This is a genomic window from Microbacterium sp. LMI12-1-1.1 (assembly GCF_040676455.1).
Lineage (GTDB): Bacteria > Actinomycetota > Actinomycetes > Actinomycetales > Microbacteriaceae > Microbacterium.
The window spans coordinates 22,571-40,460 of sequence record NZ_JBEGIA010000001.1 but is presented as its reverse complement, the minus strand read 5'-3'; the positions used below and the strand labels follow the sequence as shown (position 1 = coordinate 40,460).

Genomic DNA, 17,890 nt, shown 5'->3' with positions numbered 1-17,890 from the left:
TTCCGGTTCACCCAGCCTGCATCGTGTGTGTGAACCGGAAGTTCAATGGGGTGTGAGGGATGGTGTCTGCTGGGTCGGTGGCGCAACTCCAGGCATCTCCTCTCTCAGGCCGGCTCGGAGGCCGTCGAACCAGCCTCGCGGGCGACCAGGTCACGGGCCGGCCACCGCGGCGACGGATGCCTCGACCGCGTCGGCGACGGCGTCCAGCGGTGCGTTCAGCCAGCGGGGGAACGTGAACCGCACGGCGGTCTGCGCGAGCTCGGGCGCGATGCCCATCGCGAGGAGCACGTGCGACGGCTCGTCGCTGCCCGCCGCGCACGCGGAACCGCTGGACGAGACGACGCCCCGCCGCTCCAGCTCGAGCAGGACGGCCTCTCCGCTGGTGCCGGCGAAGGTGAAGCTCGCGGTGCCGGCGAGCCGGTGCACGGGGTCGCCGGTAAGCCGCGCGGACGGCACGAGCTCGAGCACGCGTGCGATGAAGCGGTCGCGGATCGCGCCGACGCGGGCCGATGCCTCGACGCGCTCCGCTTCGGCGAGCTCCAGCGCGGCGGCGAACCCGACAGCGCCGGCGACGTCCTCCGTGCCACTGCGCCGGCCGCGCTCCTGGCCGCCGCCGTGCAGCAGCGGCTCGAGCGGGATCCGGCCGCGGATGCCGAGCACCCCGGTGCCCTTCGGCGCGCCGAGCTTGTGGCCGGCGAGGGATATCGCGTCGTAGCCGAGCTCCGCCGCCGACAGCGTCAGCCATCCGGCCGCCTGCACGGCGTCGAGGTGCAGCGGCACCCGTCGCTCGCGGAGGGCGGCCGCGAGGCCCGCGGCATCCTGGACCGTCCCGACCTCGTTGTTGGCGTACCCGAGGCTCACGAGAACCGTGTCGTCGCGCAGGCTCCGCGCCAGAGCATCCGCCGACACCCGGCCGTGCTCGTCGACGGGCGTGTACGTCGCCGCGAAGCCGTGCACCCTCTCGAGGTACGCGACCGACTCGAGCACCGACTCGTGCTCGATCGGCGTCGTGACCACGTGCGCGCGGCGCACGGCGCCCGCCGCACCGTCGCGGCGCAGGGCGGCCGCGATGGAGATGCCCTTGATCGCGAGGTTGTTGGCCTCGGTGCCGCCGGAGGTGAACACGACGTCGCCGGCGCGGAGTCCGAGCACCCGGGCGACGCGCGCGCGGGCGTCGGCCAGCGCATCGGCGGCCGCCTCGCCCACGGTGTGGTGGCTCGACGGGTTGCCGTACCAGCGGGTGAGATAGGGCATCATCGCCTCGAGCACCTCCGGGCGCACCGGGGTCGTGGCCGCGTTGTCGAGGTAGAGCATGCTCATCGGGTGCCGGTCTCGTGGTTCAGGAGGCGTCGATCCGCACGTCGAGCCCCAGATCGAGCGCGCGGGCGGAGTGGGTCAGGGCGCCGACCGAGATCACGTCGACGCCCGTCTCGGCGATGGCGCGCACCGTCTCGAGCGACACGCCGCCCGACGCTTCGACCGTCGCGCGACCCGCGACCTGGGCGACGCCGGCGCGCAGGTCGTCCAGCGAGAAGTTGTCGAGCATGATCGTGCCGATCCCAGCGGCGAGCACGGGCTCGATCTGCTCGAGCCGGTCGACCTCGACCTCGATGTGCGTGGTGTGGGGGAGGAGGTCCTTCGCGGCGAGCAGCGCCGCCGTCGGCGAGACGCCCTTCTGGGCCAGCACCGCCAGGTGGTTGTCCTTCGCCATGACGGCGTCCGACAGCGAGTGACGGTGGTTGCGACCGCCGCCGTCGCGCACGGCCTTGCGCTCGAAGGCGCGCAGGCCCGGTGTCGTCTTGCGCGTGTCTGCGATGCGGGCGCCGGTGTGGGCCACCTCGCCGACGTAGGTGCCGGTGAGCGTCGCGATGCCCGACATCCGCTGGACGAAGTTGAGCCCGATGCGCTCGGCCGTGAGCACTCCGCGGGCGGGTCCGGTCACGACCGCGAGCACCGCGCCCGGCTCGAACCACTCGCCGTCCTCGACGACGAGCTGGACGTCGATGGCGGGATCGGTCAGGCGGAACGCGGCCTCGAACACCTCGCCCCCCGAGAACACGCCGCGTTCCCGCGCCACCAGGTCGGCGCGGGCGACCGCGTTCTCGGGGATGAGCGCCTCGCTCGTGAGGTCGCCCCACGGCGCGTCCTCTTCGAGCGCGGCCGCGACCGTGCGGTCGATGATCGCCCGGGTCAGCATGCGACCGCCTCCTCGGCGACCGGAAGTGCCGAAATCCTGCGAAGCGCGGCGACCGACGTGACGGGAGCCCCCGTGACCGAGGCCGCGTGCGGATCCCGCGGAGTTGCGGCCGCAGGGTCGTCGGAGCGGAAGTGGGCGCCGACGGACTCCCGGCGGGCGCGGGCCGCGGCGACGACCTGCGCGGCGAGGAGCAGCAGGTTCTCGTCCTCGAAGTCGTGCTCGGTGACCGGGGTGCGCAGTTGCTCGCGCCAGTGGGCGATGAGGGATGCCGCGTCCCCGAGTCCCTCCTCGTCGCGCACGAGGCCGGCGTGCTCCCACATGAGCTGCTGCAGCGCTCGCCGCGTGAACGGCGCCGCGGCAGGGCGAGCGCCGATGGTCTCGCTGCGCGCGTCGAACGGGGTGGCGTCCCCGTCGTCGAGCGAGGAGCGCGGCGACGAGACGACACGCCTCGGGCCGCTCCACGTCGCGGACGCCGCGTCGGCGGCGATCACGTCGCCGGCACGCGCGCCGAACACCGCGCCCTCGAGCAGCGAGTTCGACGCGAGGCGGTTCGCCCCGTGCACGCCGGTGCGGGCGACCTCGCCCACGGCGTAGAGACCCGGCAGGGACGTGCGGCCGAACAGGTCGCTGGCGATGCCGCCCATCAGATAGTGGGCGGCCGGCGTCACCGGGATCGGCTCGCGCGCCCAGTCGAGACCCCGCTCGCGCACGGCGCGATCGATCGTCGGGAAGCGCCGTGCGAGGAACGCCGCGCGCTCGTCGGCGTCCGAGGAGTGGATGTGCGTCGCGTCGAGGAGCACCGGGCGTCCGCCCTGCGCCTCCATCTGCCCTGCGATCGCCCGGGCGACGACGTCGCGAGGCGCGAGCTCGCCGTCGGGGTGGGCATCGAAGATGAACCGGCGCCCGTGCTCGTCGACCAGCGTCGCACCCTCGCCGCGCACGGCCTCCGACACCAGGAACGACTCGCCCACGGCCAGAACCGTCGGATGGAACTGGAAGAACTCGAGGTCGGCGACCTCGGCTCCCGCGCGGATCGCCGCGGCGATGCCGTCGCCCGTCGCCACCTCGGGATTGGTCGAGTGCGCGTACAGCTCGCCGGCGCCGCCCGTCGCCAGCACGACCGCGTCCGCGTGGAGCGTCTCGCGGCGGCCGGGGGCGGCATCCGTCTCACCGATGAGCAGCTCCACCCCGGCGACCCGTCGAGCGCCCGCGGCGGGCGCGGCGACGTCGTCGAGCACGAGGCCCACCAGGAAGGCGTGCTCGACCACGGTCACGTCGCTCGCGCGCAGCCCGGCGACCAGCGCCTTCTCGATCGCCGTGCCGGTCGCGTCGCCGCCCGCGTGCAGGATGCGCGGATACGAGTGGGCGGCCTCGAGGCCCTTCACGAACCCGCCGGCGGCGTCGCGGTCGAACGCGACGCCGAGCGCGATGAGCTCGCGGATGCGGGCCGGGCCCTCGTCGACGAGCACCCGCACGGCGTCAGCATCGCTGAGCCCGGCGCCCGCCACGAGCGTGTCGCGCACGTGGTCCTCGACCCGGTCGTCGTCGAACATGACGCCGGCGATCCCGCCCTGTGCGTAGCGGGTGTTCGCGTGCTCGAGCACGTCCTTGGTGACGAGCGTCACGCGGCAGCCGTGCGCGACGGCGTGCAGCGCGGTCAGCAGTCCGGCGATCCCCGAGCCGACGACGATCGCGCGGGGCTCTGCAGCGGGCACGGTCATGACGCGTTCTCCCAGGCAGCCGCGGGCGCTGCCGGGGGCTTGGCCGCCAGCATCCGCTCCAGTGCCAGGCGCGCCGGGTCGGCGACGTCCTGCGGCACGGTGATGCGGTTGCGCACCTCGCCGTCGACGAGCCCCTCGAGCACCCACGCGAGGTACCCCGGGTGGATGCGATACATCGTCGAGCACGGGCACACCACCGGGTCGAGGCAGAAGATCTCGTGCTGCGGGTGCTCGGCAGCGAGGCGCTGCACGAGGTTCACCTCGGTGCCGATCGCGAACACGCTGGGCTCGGTGGCCGCTTCGATCGCCTTGCGGATGTAGTCGGTCGAACCGGACTCGTCGGCGGCGTCCACGACGTCCATCGGGCACTCGGGGTGCACGATGACCCGCACGCCGGGGTGCTCGGCCCGCGCCTTCTCGATCTGCTCGACCGAGAAGCGGCGGTGCACCGAGCAGAAGCCGTGCCACAGGATGACGCGAGCGTCCTCGATGGCGTCGACGGATGCCCCGCCCAGCGGCTTGCGCGGATTCCACATCGGCATCTGCTCGAGCGGCACGCCCATCGCCTTCGCGGTGTTGCGGCCGAGGTGCTGGTCGGGGAAGAAGAGCACGCGGCGGCCGCGCTGGAACGCCCACTCCAGCACGGTCCGCGCGTTGGACGACGTGCAGACGATGCCGCCGTGCCGGCCGACGAAGCCCTTGATCGCGGCAGAGGAGTTCATGTAGGTGACCGGGATGACGGGCACGAGGCCGTCCGCGTCCACGGCGTCCATGTCGCCGTACACCTCGGCGAGCTGCTCCCAGCAGTCCTCGACCTGGTCGATGTCTGCCATGTCGGCCATCGAGCAGCCGGCGGCGAGGTTCGGCAGGATCACGGCCTGCTCGGGGCGCGACAGCAGATCCGCGGTCTCGGCCATGAAGTGGACGCCGCAGAACACGATGGCCTCGGCATCCGGGTGCTCCAGCGCCGCGTTCGCGAGCTGGAACGAGTCGCCCACGTAGTCGGCGTGCACGATGACCTCTTCGCGCTGGTAGAAGTGGCCGAGCACCACGACCCGGTCGCCGAGGGTGGCCTTGGCGATGCGGATGCGTTCGGCGAGCTCCGGCTCGGACGCCTCGCGGTACGCGCGGGGCAGCTCGCCCTGGCGCGGGGATCCCGTGGGGATGACGTCGCCCATCGATGAGCCCGGACCGTAGCCGGGGCGCGTGTCGAAGTCCCACGGGCCGGCGGCGAGATCGGTGTTACAGGTCTCGCCGGTCGACGCGCCCGCGATGATCGCCTGGATCGCGTGATCGACGGAGGCATCGAGCTCGGGTCGAGGATTGAGGGTGATGCTGACGGCAGGCATGTCGGGCGCTCCGTTCGGGTGGGGTCAGTCGCGGGCGTCGAGCGGGCCGCGGTCGGCGAGCTCGACATCCTGGTTGTAGCGGTACAGGCGCGCCGGGCGGTGGCTGCCGGTGCGGAAGCGGTCGGTGGGGATGAGGGTGCCGGAGTTCTCCACCTGTCGGCGGAAGTTCGCCGGGTCGAGCCGCCGGCCGAGGATGGCCTCGTACACCTCTCGCAGATCCGCCAGCGTGAACTCGTCGGCGAGGAGGCCGTGTGCGATGCGGCTGTAGCCGACCTTGTTGCGCAGGCGCCACAGCGCGTACTCGACGATCTCGTTGTGATCGAAGGCGAGCGAGGGCAGTGACGCGGCGTCGAACCACGAGACGTTCTCGACGGTGCTGTCGGTGATCTCGTCCCCGCGCAGCAGCGCCCAGTACACGATCGAGACGACGCGGGTGGGGGAGCGATCGACGGCGCCGAACGCGTACAGCTGCTCGAGATAGCTCGGCGCGAGTCCGGTCGTCTCGCCGAGGGTGCGGGACGCCGCAGCGGCGAGCCCCTCCGTCGCGTCGAGCCAGCCGCCCGGAAGCGCCCACTGCCCCTCGTGCGGATCGCGCGTGCGGCGCACGAGCGGGAGCACGACCTGGACCGCGTCGCTGCCGGGCAGGCGGCGCAGCGTGAAGATCACGGTCGACACCGCCACGCGGATCGCGTCGGCGGGGGAGAGGGTGTCAGGAGCTGTTCTGGTCATAGTGACTCTAACTGTCGGAATCGATCATAGTGTCATGACGACCAGAAGCCAAACCGGGACCGTAACCGACGCGTGCGACTCGACCTTCGCGTGAACCGTTGCGAAGACGTGACGCGCCGACGGGCTCGGAGGGATGCGGAGCGGCGGGAATGTTTGTTAGGTTTACGTTCAAACATTTGTTAGGGCTCAGTACTTAATGAATGCCCGGGTGCCCTCGCACTCCTCCCTGCAATGCCGCACGAGAGAAAGAACCAACGATGATTCGAAACGCGAAGCGCCGAGCGGCGCTCATCGCCGTAGCCGGGACAGCTATCCTCGGCATCGGCCTGTCGGGCTGCGCCGGTGGTGGCGGCGACGACAGCGGTGATTCCGAAGGACGCACCCTCAGGGTCTGGGCCGGCAGCCAGACTCCCATCGAGGCCAACTTCAACCCCTTCTCGCCGAGCGTGCTGCACGCCGCACTCGGTCCGATCTACGAGCCGCTGTTCTTCTACAACAAGACGGCCGACGAGGCGCCTGCTCCGATGCTCGGCGAGAGCTTCGAGTACAACGAGGACGGCACCGTCATCACGGTGAAGCTCAAGGACGGCGTGAAGTGGAACGACGGCGAGGACTTCACCGCCGACGACGCCGCGTTCACGTTCAACTACGAGCCGAACCACCGCGACGGTCTCGTCTCGGCCGAGGCGACCGACGACACGACCGTCGTGCTCACCTACGAGACGCCCCAGTTCACCAACGAGTTCCAGATCCTCGGGACCACCTGGATGCTGCCCGAGCACATCTGGTCGGAGGTCGACGACTACACCACCTTCACCGACGAGGAGCCGGTCGGCACCGGTCCGTACGTCGTCGACAAGGTGACGGATGCCTCTTACACCGTCGTCGCGAACGACGAGTTCCGCGACGAGGGCGTGCCCGCGATCAAGAAGGTGCAGTACATCGGCATCGACGCGAACCAGTCGGCGCAGGACCTGCTCACCGCCGGCGAGCTCGACTGGACCGGGATGTTCGTGCCGAACCCCGACTCGGTGACCTCCAACGGCGTGATCAGCATGCTGAACACGCCGCAGGACCCGACGGTGCTGTACACCTGCTCCAACGCGGACCTCGGCTGCACCGGTCCGCAGACCGACGTGGCCGTCCGCCAGGCGCTCAACGTCGCGATCGACCGCGGCACGATCAAGGAGAAGGCGTTCGTCGGCCTGACCGGCGACATCTCGCCCACCTTCGCGCTGCTGCCGCGTGACCAGAAGTGGGTCGCCGACCCGGCGAACGAGGTCAGCCCGCAGTCGCCCGACGCGGCGGCCGCCGGTGAGATCCTCGAGGCCGCCGGCTACGCGAAGGGCGGCGACGGCTTCTACGCGAAGGACGGCGCCCCGCTCGAGCTGAGCCTCGTCTCGGTCGACGGCTGGACCGACTACAACGACGCCGCGAAGCTCATCTCTGAGCAGGCTGCCGAGGCCGGCATCAAGGTCAACGCCTCGACGGTGCAGTGGCAGGAGTTCTCGGACGCCCGCCAGACCGGTCAGTACCAGCTCATCATGGGTGGCGTCATCGGCACCTCGGTCGCCGACCCGTTCCAGATCTACAAGGACTGGTTCATCGGTGAGTCGACGTCGCAGGTCGGTCAGGAGGTTCCCGCCGGTCGCTGGAACTTCAGCCGCTACGACAACGCGATCGTAAACGAGGCCGTCGCCGCGGCCGCCGCCACGAACGACGAGGCCGTCAAGCAGGAGGCGTACGCCGCTGTGCAGGCCGAGATCGTGCGCGACCTGCCCTACATCCCGCTGGTCATCAACGCCACCCAGACGTTCTTCAACACGAAGGACTTCACGGGGTGGCCGACCGAGGACGACCTGTACGCCTTCCCGCCCGCCTGGGGCTCGGTCGCGTCCGGCTACGTCCTCCAGCACCTGGAGCCGGTGAAGTAATGCAGAACCGGGCAGAAGCCGCGGCACGGAGGAGCGGGCCGCAATGAAGTTCTATGCGCGGCGGATCGCGTTCTACGTGGTGACACTGTGGGCGACGATCTCCCTCAACTTCCTCCTGCCGAGGCTTCTGCCCGGTGACCCTGCCGACATCCTCCTCGCGAAGATGCAGCGGGCGGGCGGCGAGCTCACCGAGACCACCGTCCGCAACATCAAGGCCCTGCTCGGCGGCGACTCGTCGTCGATGTGGGAGCAGTACGTCGCGTACTGGGGCCGGATGCTCCAGGGCGACCTGGGCGTCTCGGTCACGAAGTACCCGACCCCGGTGACCGAGCTCATCGCCGCGGCCCTGCCATGGACGGTGATCCTGGTGGGCCTCGCCACCGTGATCTCGTTCGTGCTCGGCGTCGGGATCGGCGCCTGGGTGGGCTGGCGGCGAGGCACCTGGGTGGATCACCTCGTGCCTTTCACGACCGTGCTGCAGTCGATCCCGTACTTCTGGCTGGCACTGGTGCTGGTCGCGATCTTCTCGGTCGCGCTCGGCATCTTCCCGATCTTCGGCGGTTACGACGTGTGGGCGTTCCCCGACGGCCCGGAGTGGAGCTGGGACTTCATCGGCAGCGCGATCTATCACGGGTTCCTCCCGGCCCTCACGATCGTGCTGAGCTCGGTCGGCGGCTGGCTGCTCGGCATGCGCAACATGATGGTGTCGACCGTGTCGGAGGACTACATCGTCACGGCCGAGGCCAAGGGACTGAAGCCGATGCGCATCCTCCGCACATATGCCACGCGCAACGCGGCGATCCCGTCCATCGCGGGCTTCAGCATCTCGCTCGGCTTCGTCGTGGCCGGCTCCATCGTGATGGAACAGGTGTTCACCTACCCCGGGATCGGCAAGCTCATGATCCAGTCCGTGCAGAACAGCGATTACGCGCTGATGCAGGGCGTGTTCCTCGTGATCACGGTCGCGGTGCTCGCGGCGAACTTCATCATGGACATCGTCTACGGATTCATCGACCCGAGAGCGCGTCACAATGTCTGAGAGGGTCGAAGTGACCGAACCGTCGACCGTCGATCTCGAGCGCGCCCCCGAGACGCTCTCCGACCGCACCATCGACCCCGCCATCGTCGCCCCCGGCGCGCTCATGACGCCGCCCGTCGATGCCGAGGTCATCGCGGCTCGAGACGAGGCATCCGCCGCTCGGCGCGGCATCCGCCAGCTGCTCCCGCGGATGTCGCTCAAGCTCGCCCTCGGCCTCCTCATCGTCGTCGGGATCGTGCTGTTCGGCATCCTGGGGCCGCTGTTCTGCCAGGATCCGATGGACTCCGACAACCCGGCGCTGTCGCCGCCGAGCCCGGAACACCTCCTCGGCACGACCAAGCTCGGCTACGACGTCCTTGCCCAGCTCGCGTGGGGCACACGAGGGTCGCTCATGGTGGGCATCACCGCGGGCCTCATCGCGCTCGTCCTGTCGATCGTCTTCGGCATCATCGCCGGCTACAAGGGCGGCTGGTGGGACGAGATCCTGTCGCTGTTCACCAACATCATGCTCGTCATCCCCGGCCTTCCCCTCGTCATGGTGATCGCCACCTATATCCCGGGGCGGAGCTGGATGCTGGTGGCCGTCGTGCTCGGCATCACCGGGTGGGCGGGCTCGGCGGTGGTCCTCCGGGCGCAGGCGCGCTCGCTGCGGTCACGCGACTACGTCGCCGCCAGCCGCGTGGCGGGGGAGAAGACGGTGCGCATCATCCGCGTCGAGATCCTGCCCAACCTGCTGCCCCTCCTGGCTGCGCAATTCCTCTTCGCGATCATCTTCGCCATCCTCGGCGAAGCCGGTCTGTCGTACCTCGGACTCGGACCCACCGGATCGATCACGTGGGGCACGATGCTCAACGACGCGCAGACGGGTCAGGCGCTCGGAACCGGCGCCTGGTGGTGGTTCGTCCCGCCCGGCCTCATGATCGCGCTGCTCGGCGCCGGGCTGTCGCTGATCAACTTCTCGATCGACGAGATCATCAACCCGAAGCTCCGGCTCGCCCCGGAGAACGCGCGGCGCGTGCGCCGGGCCAAGCGCGCCGGACGCGGTGTCGAGTCGGTCCGCACCACGAACGGAGTCGAGGCATGAACCGCGATGCCGTCCTCACGGCGAGGAACGTGTCGATCGAGTACGAGGTCGACCCGCCGGTGAAGGCGGTGCGCGACGTGTCGCTCACATTGCACCGGGGGGAGATCCTGGGACTCGCCGGCGAATCGGGCTGCGGCAAGTCCACCCTCGCGTACGGAGTCAACCGGCTTCTGAAGCCGCCGGCGCTGATGACGTCCGGCGAGATCGTGTTCCACGACCGCTCCGGCGAGGACGTCGACGTCGTGGGGCTCGCCGACGAGGAGCTGCGCCGCTTCCGGTGGGACAAGGTGTCGATGGTCTTCCAGGGCGCGATGAACTCGCTCAACCCGGTCATCAACGTCCGTGCCCAGCTGTTCGACGTGTTCACGACGCACCGGCCGGAGATGTCCAAGCGCGAGAAGCAGCAGCGCAGCGAGGAGCTCCTGGAGCTCGTGGGCGTCGACCCGAAGCGCCTGTCGAGCTTCCCGCACGAGCTGTCGGGCGGCATGCGGCAGCGCGTCATGATCGCGATGGCGCTCGCGCTCGACCCGCAGGTCATGATCATGGACGAGCCGACCACCGCGCTCGATGTGGTGGTGCAGCGCGGCATCATCCGCGAGATCATGCGCCTGCGCGAGCGGCTCGGGTTCGCCGTGATCTTCATCACGCACGACCTGCCCATGCTGATCGAGATCAGCGACCGCATCGCCGTCATGCTGCAGGGCGGGATCGTCGAGCTCGGCACCGCCACCGAGATCTACCGCGACCCGCAGCACGAGTACACCAAGAAGCTGCTGTCGAGCTTCCCGAGCCTGCGCGGCGACCGGGGCGACTTCGTGCGCACCGGCACGCAGCCGGTCTCGGCGACGCTGGGCTCGGCCGCGGGCGCCGTCCCGCTCGAAGGAGGAGCCGCATGAGCGCCCAGCCAGCCACCGCGCGCGGACAGCGCACTCTCGAGGCCCGCAACCTCGTCAAGGACTTCCGGCTCCGCAGCGGACTGAGCTTCTCCACCCTGCACGCGGTGAAGGACGTCTCGTTCACGCTCGAGGCAGGCCGCACGATCGCGCTGGTGGGGGAGTCCGGTTCGGGCAAGTCCACCATCGCGAAGATGCTCGCCCGCCTCGAGACTCCGACGAGCGGGCAGATCCTGCTGGACGGCGAGCCGGCCGGCAACCGCAGCCGCGAGGTCGCGGCCTACCGCGGCGACGTGCAGATGGTGTTCCAGGACCCGTTCGCGTCGCTGAACCCGTTCCACTCGATCGAGCATCACCTCGAGCGCCCGCTGCGCATCCACAACCCCGGGATGGGCAAGGCGGAGGTGCGCCGGCGCGTGCTCGAGCTGCTCGACCGCGTGCGCCTCACGCCGACCGACAAGATGGCCGAGCGTCGCCCGCACGAGCTGTCGGGCGGTCAGCGCCAGCGCGTCGCGATCGCGAGGGCGCTCGCGCCCGGGTCGCAGTTCATCATCGCCGACGAGCCGGTGTCGATGCTCGACGTGTCGATCCGTCTCGGCGTGCTCAACCTGCTCGCGCAGTTGCAGCGCGAGGACCATCTGGGCGTGCTCTACATCACCCACGACCTCGCGACCGCCCGGCACTTCTCCGACGACATCCTGGTGATGTATCGCGGTGACATCGTCGAGCGCGGGCCCGCCGATACGGTCATCCTCGACCCGCAGCACGACTACACGCGGACGCTGCTGGGTGCCGCTCCCGACCCCGAGAACCAGGGGATGCTGCGCGACGAGGTGCGCCGGGAGCTGGCTGCGAAGCAGCCCTGACGCACCGCTCCACCTCCGCTTCCCCGACACGCCGGGGAACGGGGGTCGGGGTCGTTCTCCCAGGCAGGGTGCGTAGCCTGTCGAGACGGGTCCTGGCGGCGGAAGGAGTGGGGATGATCGTCGTCGACGTGCTGATCGTCCTCCTCCTCGTGGCCGCCTGCATCGGCGGTGTCCAGCGCGGCTTCTTCGCCAGCATCGGCACGCTCGCCGGGCTCGCCGCGGGCGCGTTCGCGGCCTACTGGCTGACGCCGCTGGTGAGCACATGGGTGCCCTCGCCCGTCTGGCGCGGCCCCGCCGTGATCGCCAGCGCGATCGGACTCGTCTTCGCCGGCGCCGCGATCGGCGCCGCCATCGGCTCGGCGCTGCGCTCCGGCGCGGACCGGCTCAAGCTCCGCGGCATTGAGCGCTTCCTCGGCGGCATCGCCTCCGTGCTCGCCGCGATCCTCGCCCTCGCGTTCGTCGCCCCGGCGATCGCCGTCGCCGGTATCCCGATCGTGTCGTCCGCCGTCGCCTCGTCCGGCATCCTGCGCGGGATCGAGGCGGCCACGCCCGACCCGGTCGCCGCGGCGCTGGCACAACTGCGCGGCGCGGTATTGGAGGACAGCCTGCCGGGCCTCGGCCAGCTGCTCGGCCCCGCGACGGTGGATCCCGCGCCCCCGGTGGCCCTGGACGATCCGGAGCTGCAGCGGGCCGCGGCATCCGTCGCCCGCGTGTCGGGCAACGCGTACGCCTGCGGGCGCGGATCGGCGGGGAGCGGTTTCGTCATCGCAGAGGACCGCGTCGTCACGAACGCCCATGTCGTCGCCGGCGTCGACACGCCCATCGTCGAGCTGCCGGGCGTGGCGGCGCGTGAGGGACGCGTCGTGTACTTCGATCCGATCGACGACCTCGCGGTGATCGCCGTGGACGACCTGGGCGCCGACGTCCTGCCGTTCTCCCCGACTCTGACAGCCGGCGATGCGGCGGCGGTGCAGGGCTACCCGTACGGCGGCCCGTTCACCATGGTCCCGGCCGGGGTGGAATCGGTGGGGACCGCGAACGTGCCCGACGTGTACGACGAGTCGTGGAACCCGCGCGAGATCTACGCGCTCGACGCCGTCGTGCGCCCGGGCAACTCGGGCGGTCCGCTGCTCACCGACGACGGAGCCGTGGCCGGTGTGGTCTTCGCCCGAGCGGAGAACGACGAGAACCTCGGCTACGCGATGACGATGGCCGAGCTCGACCCGGTGGCGGCGCGCGCGCCGTCGCTCTCGAACACCGTGTCGACCGGTTCCTGCGTCGGCTGACCACCACGACCGCTATGCTTGCTGCGCAAGTCAATACGGCCCATCACCCGGGCGGGAGAGCCTCGGCAGCGCGATCGCCGAGCACCGAAGGAGCAAGCCTCCCCGCCAATCTCTCAGGTACCGCGTACCGTTCGGGCAGGCCGACTCTGGAAAGCGATTTCGAGCGAAGCTCGCAGATCCGCCGACGGTGAAAGCAGGATGCCCCGCATCCGGCGAAGCTCTCAGGCCCATGACAGAGGGGGAGTTCACAGACGTCGATCGGCGTCTGCCCGTCCGCGACCGGGAGAACTCATGACAGAACTCCGTACGACTGCCTTGCATGACCGCCACGAGGCGCTCGGCGCCTCCTTCACCGACTTCGGCGGCTGGCTCATGCCGGTGCGCTACAGCTCCGACCTCGCGGAGCACCACGCGGTGCGCACAGCCGCAGGCCTCTTCGACATCTCGCATATGGCCGAGTTCCTGGTCGAAGGACCGGAGGCGGGGGCGTTCCTGGACTACGCGCTCGCCGGACGACTGTCGGCGATGACCGACGACCAGGCGAAGTACAGCCTGGTGCTGGACGCCGACGGCGGGATCATCGACGACGTCATCGTCTATCGCCACAACCCTGAGCGACTGATGGTCGTCGCCAACGCGGGGAACCGCGCAGCCGTCGCGGCGGCGTTCGCGGAGCGCGCGCAGTCGTTCGACGTCGACATCGACGATGCGACCGACCACATCGCGCTCGTCGCGGTGCAGGGCCCGGCATCGCAGGCGATCCTCGAGGCGACGGCCGGGATCGTCGGTCTCTCGGCCCCGCTCGACGACCTCAAGTACTACCGCATGGCGCACGCGCGGTTCGCAGCGCCGGGCGAGGAGCCCGTGCCGATGCACGTTGGCCGCACCGGCTACACCGGCGAGGACGGCTTCGAGCTGTACATCAGAGCGTCCTCCGCACCGGCGCTCTGGGACGCGCTGCTGGCCGCCGGCGAACCGCTCGGACTTGTTCCCGCGGGCCTCGCCGCGCGCGACACGCTGCGCCTGGAGGCCGGGATGCCGCTCTACGGCCACGAGCTCTCGCGCGACATCGTGCCCGCACAGGCCGGGCTCGGCCGCGTCGTGGCGGCCGACAAAGACGACTTCGTCGGCAAGGCCGGCCTCGCGGCGGTCGTGACGCCCGATGCCCCGGTGCTCGTCGGCCTCGCCTGTGAGGGCCGGCGCGCGGGTCGCGCCGCCTACGCCGTGTTCGACGCGACCGACGCCGACACCCCGGTCGGCGAGATCACGAGCGGCGCGCTCAGCCCCACGCTCGGGCATCCCATTGCCATGGCCTTCGTCTCGCCGGCCGCGAGCGCTCCCGGCACCCCGCTCTTCATCGACGTGCGGGGCACCCGCATCCCCGCGACCGTGACCGAACTGCCCTTCTACCGGAGGAACAAATGACCGACCTCACCGCCCTCAAGTACACCGCCGAGCACGAGTGGGTCGCCCTCGACGGCGACGTCGCGACCGTCGGCATCACCGCGTACGCGGCCGACAAGCTCGGCGACGTCGTGTTCGTCGAGCTGCCCGCGGTGGGCAGCACGGTGACCGCGGCAACCGTCGTCGGCGAGATCGAATCCACCAAGTCCGTCGGCGAGCTCTACGCGCCGCTGACCGGCGAGGTCCTCGAGATCAACGAGGCCGTGGTGGACGACCCGTCGCTCGTGAACGCCGATCCGTTCGGCGCCGGCTGGCTCGTCAAGCTGACGGTCGACCCGGCGGCGGTCGCCGACCTGCTCGACCGCGACGCGTACATCTCGCTCACGGGCGGCGCCGAATGACGGGTCTGTTCGTCGATCGTCATATCGGGACGGATGCCGCGGCCCAGCGCACGATGCTCGACGCCCTGGGCTACGACAGCGTCGACGCGCTCGTGCAGGCGGCGGTGCCGGCATCCATCCATGCCCAGGCGCGCCCGACGAGCGACATCCCGCCGGCGGCGACGGAGGCCGAGGCGCTCGCCGAGCTGCGCATGCTGGCCTCGCAGAACCGCGCGGCCCGGCCGATGATCGGCCTCGGCTACGCCGACACGATCACCCCGTCGGTGATCGCGCGCAACGTTCTCGAGAACCCGTCCTGGTACACCGCGTACACGCCGTACCAGCCCGAGATCTCGCAGGGGCGCCTGGAGGCGCTCATCAACTTCCAGACGATGGTGACCGACCTCACGGGCCTCGCGACCGCGAACGCGTCGATGCTCGACGAGTCGACCGCGGTCGTCGAGGGCATGCTCGTCGCGCGCCGAGGCTCGAAGTCGCCATCGAACGTCTTCGTCGTCGACACCGAAACCATGCCGCAGACGAAGGCGCTCCTCGCCCATCGCGCGGCGGCGGTCGGCATCGAGCTCGTGGAGCTCGACCTCGCCCACGGCGCGCTGCTCGAGAACGCGGCCGGTGAGCCCCTCCAGCCGTTCGGCGTGCTGATCCAGTACCCGGGCGCCTCGGGCAACGTGTGGGACCCGGCAGGCGTCGTCGACGCGGCGCACCTGACGGGCGCGCTCGTCGTCGTGGCCGCCGACCTGCTCGCACTCACCCTGCTGCGCTCGCCCGGCTCGTTCGGGGCCGACGTCGCAGTGGGGACGACGCAGCGTTTCGGCGTGCCCCTGGGCTTCGGTGGCCCCCACGCCGGCTACATGGCCGTGCGCCAGGGTCTGGAGCGCCAGCTGCCCGGCCGCCTCGTGGGCGTCTCGCAGGATGCCGCGGGACACCCCGCGTACCGCCTGGCGCTGCAGACCCGCGAGCAGCACATCCGCCGCGAGAAGGCGACGTCGAACATCTGCACGTCGCAGGTGCTGCTGGCCGTCATGGCCTCCATGTACGCGGTGTACCACGGCCCCGACGGGCTGCGCGCGATCGCAACCGACGTGGCGAAGAAGACCGAGGCGCTCGCCGCCAGGCTGCGCTCGTACGGCCTGTCGCTGCGCTCCGACGCGTTCTTCGACACCATCCGGGTCGCGACACCGGGTGCATCGCGACGGGTGATCGAGCGCGCCCGCTCGCGCGGCTACCAGCTGTTCTGGGCGGACGACGCGACGGTCGGGGTGTCGGTCGACGAGACCACCACCGCCGATGATCTCGCTGCCGTGGCGTGGGCCTTCGGGCTGCCCGAGGACGAGTTCCTCGGAGCGGGCGAGCAGGGAGAGCGCAGGCTTCCGTACGCGGATGCCGAGCCCCTCGCCGGCGTGCCCTCGGGGCTGCACCGCGTCGAGGAGTTCCTCACGCACCCGGTGTTCAACACGCACCGGTCCGAGACGGCGATGATGCGCTACCTCAAGCAGCTCTCCGACCGGGACTACGCGCTGGACCGCGGCATGATCCCGCTGGGCTCGTGCACCATGAAGCTCAACGCCGCCACCGAGATGGCGGCGGTGTCGTGGCCGGAGTTCTCGCGCGTGCACCCGTTCGCGCCCGAGGCCGACGTGCACGGCTACCTCGCGCTCATCGAGCAGCTCGAGGTGTGGCTCGCCGAGGTCACCGGGTACGACGCGGTGTCGCTGCAGCCCAACGCCGGCTCGCAGGGCGAGCTCGCCGGGCTCATGGCGATCCGCGGCTACCACCGCGCCAACGGCGACCAGGAACGCACGGTGTGCCTCATCCCGTCCTCGGCGCACGGCACCAACGCCGCCTCGGCCGTCCTGGCCGGCATGCGCGTCGTCGTGGTCGCGTGCGACGACGCCGGCAACGTCGACCTCGACGACCTGCGGGCGAAGATCGCAGCGCACGCCGACGAGCTCGCGGCGCTGATGATCACGTACCCGTCGACGCACGGCGTGTACGAGCACGACGTGCTCGAGATCACGCAGGCCGTGCACGACGCGGGCGGCCAGGTGTACATCGACGGCGCGAACCTCAACGCGCTCCTCGGCTACGCCCGGTTCGGCGATCTGGGCGGCGACGTCTCGCACCTCAACCTGCACAAGACGTTCGCGATCCCGCACGGCGGCGGCGGTCCGGGCGTCGGCCCGGTCGCGGCCAAGGCGCACCTGGCTCCCTACCTGCCGAGCCACCCGTTCTCGCAGCGCAGGGACCACGCGGGCGGCGTCTTCGACGGCGGACCGATCTCGGCCGCGCCGCACGGCTCCGCCGGCATCCTGCCGATCTCGTGGGCGTACGTGCGGATGATGGGCGCCGAGGGGCTGCGCGACGCGACCGCCGCTGCCGTGCTCGCGGCGAACTACATCGCCGTGCGCCTGCGCGAGCACTACCCGGTGCTCTACACCGGCGAGGACGGCCTCGTCGCGCACGAGTGCATCCTCGACCTGCGGCCGCTGCGCGAGGCGACCGGGATCACGGTCGACGACGTCGCCAAGCGGCTCATCGACTACGGCTTCCACGCTCCGACGATGTCGTTCCCGGTCGCGGGCACGCTCATGGTCGAGCCGACCGAGTCGGAGGACCTCGGCGAGATCGAGCGCTTCATCGAGGCCATGATCGCGATAAAGGCCGAAGCCGAGCGCGTCGCGGCGGGGGAGTGGCCCGCCGACGACAACCCACTGGTGAACGCCCCCCACACGGCCGAGTCGGTCGTCGCCGGCGAGTGGAGCCACCCGTACTCGCGCGAGACCGCCGTGTACCCCGTGCACACGCTCGTCCGCACCAAGTACTGGCCGCCGGTGCGCCGCATCGACCAGGCCTACGGCGACCGCAACCTGGTGTGCGCGTGCCCGCCGATCGAGGCCTTCGCCTGACACCGGCGCCTGAGCGACGGGATGCCGGTGCCCCCGGCATCCCGCTCGCTCCCGCCTCCGGGCGGCGCGCCGTGGGCCCTG

The 17,890-nt window shown here is 70.7% G+C and carries 14 protein-coding genes and 2 riboswitches; of the genes, 9 read left to right on the top strand and 5 right to left on the bottom strand.

Features of this window, described 5'->3' with window-relative positions; translation table 11 throughout:
• Nucleotides 1-150: 150 nt before the first annotated feature.
• From MRBLMI12_RS00165 to MRBLMI12_RS00145, 5 genes are read right to left on the bottom strand one after another with little or no spacing between them, the layout of a single operon-like run.
• The gene (locus tag MRBLMI12_RS00165; RefSeq protein WP_363355682.1) at nt 151-1,314 is read right to left on the bottom strand and encodes a cysteine desulfurase family protein; all 1,164 of its coding nucleotides are present in this window, start codon (nt 1,312-1,314) and stop codon (nt 151-153) included.
• A 25-nt stretch (nt 1,315-1,339) separates the two neighbouring features.
• On the bottom strand, nt 1,340-2,197 hold the full coding sequence (gene nadC, locus MRBLMI12_RS00160) for a carboxylating nicotinate-nucleotide diphosphorylase (protein WP_363352875.1): 858 nt from the start codon (nt 2,195-2,197) through the stop codon (nt 1,340-1,342).
• Entirely contained in the window at nt 2,191-3,918 is a 1,728-nt protein-coding gene (nadB, locus tag MRBLMI12_RS00155; RefSeq protein ID WP_363352873.1) for an L-aspartate oxidase, read from the bottom strand. The genes nadC and nadB overlap by 7 nt, the downstream gene beginning before the upstream one ends.
• Entirely contained in the window at nt 3,915-5,267 is a 1,353-nt protein-coding gene (nadA, locus tag MRBLMI12_RS00150; protein WP_349427894.1) for a quinolinate synthase NadA, read from the bottom strand. The genes nadB and nadA overlap by 4 nt, the downstream gene beginning before the upstream one ends.
• A 24-nt stretch (nt 5,268-5,291) precedes the next feature.
• Entirely contained in the window at nt 5,292-5,996 is a 705-nt protein-coding gene (locus tag MRBLMI12_RS00145; RefSeq protein ID WP_363352870.1) for an NUDIX hydrolase, read from the bottom strand.
• A 257-nt stretch (nt 5,997-6,253) separates the two neighbouring features.
• Between MRBLMI12_RS00145 and MRBLMI12_RS00140 the strand changes: the two genes are divergently transcribed.
• The 9 genes from MRBLMI12_RS00140 (at nt 6,254) to gcvP (ending at nt 17,809) form a co-directional block, all read left to right on the top strand.
• Nucleotides 6,254-7,930, top strand: a complete 1,677-nt coding sequence (locus MRBLMI12_RS00140) for an ABC transporter substrate-binding protein (RefSeq protein WP_363352868.1) — start codon at nt 6,254-6,256, stop codon at nt 7,928-7,930.
• Between the two features lie 43 nt (nt 7,931-7,973).
• Complete coding sequence (locus MRBLMI12_RS00135; RefSeq protein ID WP_363352866.1) at nt 7,974-8,969, top strand: ABC transporter permease; 996 nt, start codon at nt 7,974-7,976, stop codon at nt 8,967-8,969.
• A 103-nt stretch (nt 8,970-9,072) separates the two neighbouring features.
• Nucleotides 9,073-10,053, top strand: coding sequence for an ABC transporter permease (locus MRBLMI12_RS00130; RefSeq protein WP_363355680.1), 981 nt, complete (start codon nt 9,073-9,075; stop codon nt 10,051-10,053).
• A complete protein-coding gene (locus MRBLMI12_RS00125) occupies nt 10,050-10,949 on the top strand; it encodes an ABC transporter ATP-binding protein (RefSeq protein ID WP_363352864.1) in 900 nt (299 codons plus the stop codon). Before MRBLMI12_RS00130 ends, MRBLMI12_RS00125 begins: the two co-directional genes overlap by 4 nt.
• The gene (locus tag MRBLMI12_RS00120; protein ID WP_363352862.1) at nt 10,946-11,812 is read left to right on the top strand and encodes an ABC transporter ATP-binding protein; all 867 of its coding nucleotides are present in this window, start codon (nt 10,946-10,948) and stop codon (nt 11,810-11,812) included. The genes MRBLMI12_RS00125 and MRBLMI12_RS00120 overlap by 4 nt, the downstream gene beginning before the upstream one ends.
• Before the next feature lie 113 nt (nt 11,813-11,925).
• On the top strand, nt 11,926-13,098 hold the full coding sequence (locus MRBLMI12_RS00115; RefSeq protein WP_363352860.1) for a MarP family serine protease: 1,173 nt from the start codon (nt 11,926-11,928) through the stop codon (nt 13,096-13,098).
• Between the two features lie 42 nt (nt 13,099-13,140).
• Nucleotides 13,141-13,238, top strand: a riboswitch (glycine riboswitch).
• A gap of 1 nt (nt 13,239) precedes the next feature.
• Nucleotides 13,240-13,341, top strand: a riboswitch (glycine riboswitch).
• 48 nt (nt 13,342-13,389) lie between these two features.
• Nucleotides 13,390-14,523 carry a glycine cleavage system aminomethyltransferase GcvT gene (gene gcvT / locus MRBLMI12_RS00110; RefSeq protein ID WP_363352858.1) on the top strand — a complete coding sequence of 378 codons (1,134 nt, stop codon included), beginning with the start codon at nt 13,390-13,392 and terminating at the stop codon, nt 14,521-14,523.
• Nucleotides 14,520-14,903, top strand: a complete 384-nt coding sequence (gene gcvH, locus MRBLMI12_RS00105) for a glycine cleavage system protein GcvH (RefSeq protein ID WP_363352856.1) — start codon at nt 14,520-14,522, stop codon at nt 14,901-14,903. Before gcvT ends, gcvH begins: the two co-directional genes overlap by 4 nt.
• Nucleotides 14,900-17,809, top strand: coding sequence for an aminomethyl-transferring glycine dehydrogenase (gcvP, locus tag MRBLMI12_RS00100; protein ID WP_363352854.1), 2,910 nt, complete (start codon nt 14,900-14,902; stop codon nt 17,807-17,809). The genes gcvH and gcvP overlap by 4 nt, the downstream gene beginning before the upstream one ends.
• Nucleotides 17,810-17,890: the final 81 nt, after the last annotated feature.

Excerpts from the sequence above, each read along its gene's own strand:
- MRBLMI12_RS00130 (WP_363355680.1), top strand. The coding sequence starts at position 9,073 with ATGACGCCGCCCGTCGATGCCGAGGTCATCGCGGCTCGAGACGAGGCA.
- MRBLMI12_RS00115 (WP_363352860.1), top strand. The coding sequence starts at position 11,926 with ATGATCGTCGTCGACGTGCTGATCGTCCTCCTCCTCGTGGCCGCCTGC.
- MRBLMI12_RS00125 (WP_363352864.1), top strand. The coding sequence starts at position 10,050 with ATGAACCGCGATGCCGTCCTCACGGCGAGGAACGTGTCGATCGAGTAC.
- MRBLMI12_RS00145 (WP_363352870.1), bottom strand. The coding sequence starts at position 5,996 with ATGACCAGAACAGCTCCTGACACCCTCTCCCCCGCCGACGCGATCCGC.
- gcvP (WP_363352854.1), top strand. The coding sequence starts at position 14,900 with ATGACGGGTCTGTTCGTCGATCGTCATATCGGGACGGATGCCGCGGCC.
- nadA (WP_349427894.1), bottom strand. The coding sequence starts at position 5,267 with ATGCCTGCCGTCAGCATCACCCTCAATCCTCGACCCGAGCTCGATGCC.
- MRBLMI12_RS00135 (WP_363352866.1), top strand. The coding sequence starts at position 7,974 with ATGAAGTTCTATGCGCGGCGGATCGCGTTCTACGTGGTGACACTGTGG.
- MRBLMI12_RS00120 (WP_363352862.1), top strand. The coding sequence starts at position 10,946 with ATGAGCGCCCAGCCAGCCACCGCGCGCGGACAGCGCACTCTCGAGGCC.
- nadB (WP_363352873.1), bottom strand. The coding sequence starts at position 3,918 with ATGACCGTGCCCGCTGCAGAGCCCCGCGCGATCGTCGTCGGCTCGGGG.
- MRBLMI12_RS00165 (WP_363355682.1), bottom strand. The coding sequence starts at position 1,314 with ATGCTCTACCTCGACAACGCGGCCACGACCCCGGTGCGCCCGGAGGTG.
- nadC (WP_363352875.1), bottom strand. The coding sequence starts at position 2,197 with ATGCTGACCCGGGCGATCATCGACCGCACGGTCGCGGCCGCGCTCGAA.
- gcvT (WP_363352858.1), top strand. The coding sequence starts at position 13,390 with ATGACAGAACTCCGTACGACTGCCTTGCATGACCGCCACGAGGCGCTC.
- MRBLMI12_RS00140 (WP_363352868.1), top strand. The coding sequence starts at position 6,254 with ATGATTCGAAACGCGAAGCGCCGAGCGGCGCTCATCGCCGTAGCCGGG.
- gcvH (WP_363352856.1), top strand. The coding sequence starts at position 14,520 with ATGACCGACCTCACCGCCCTCAAGTACACCGCCGAGCACGAGTGGGTC.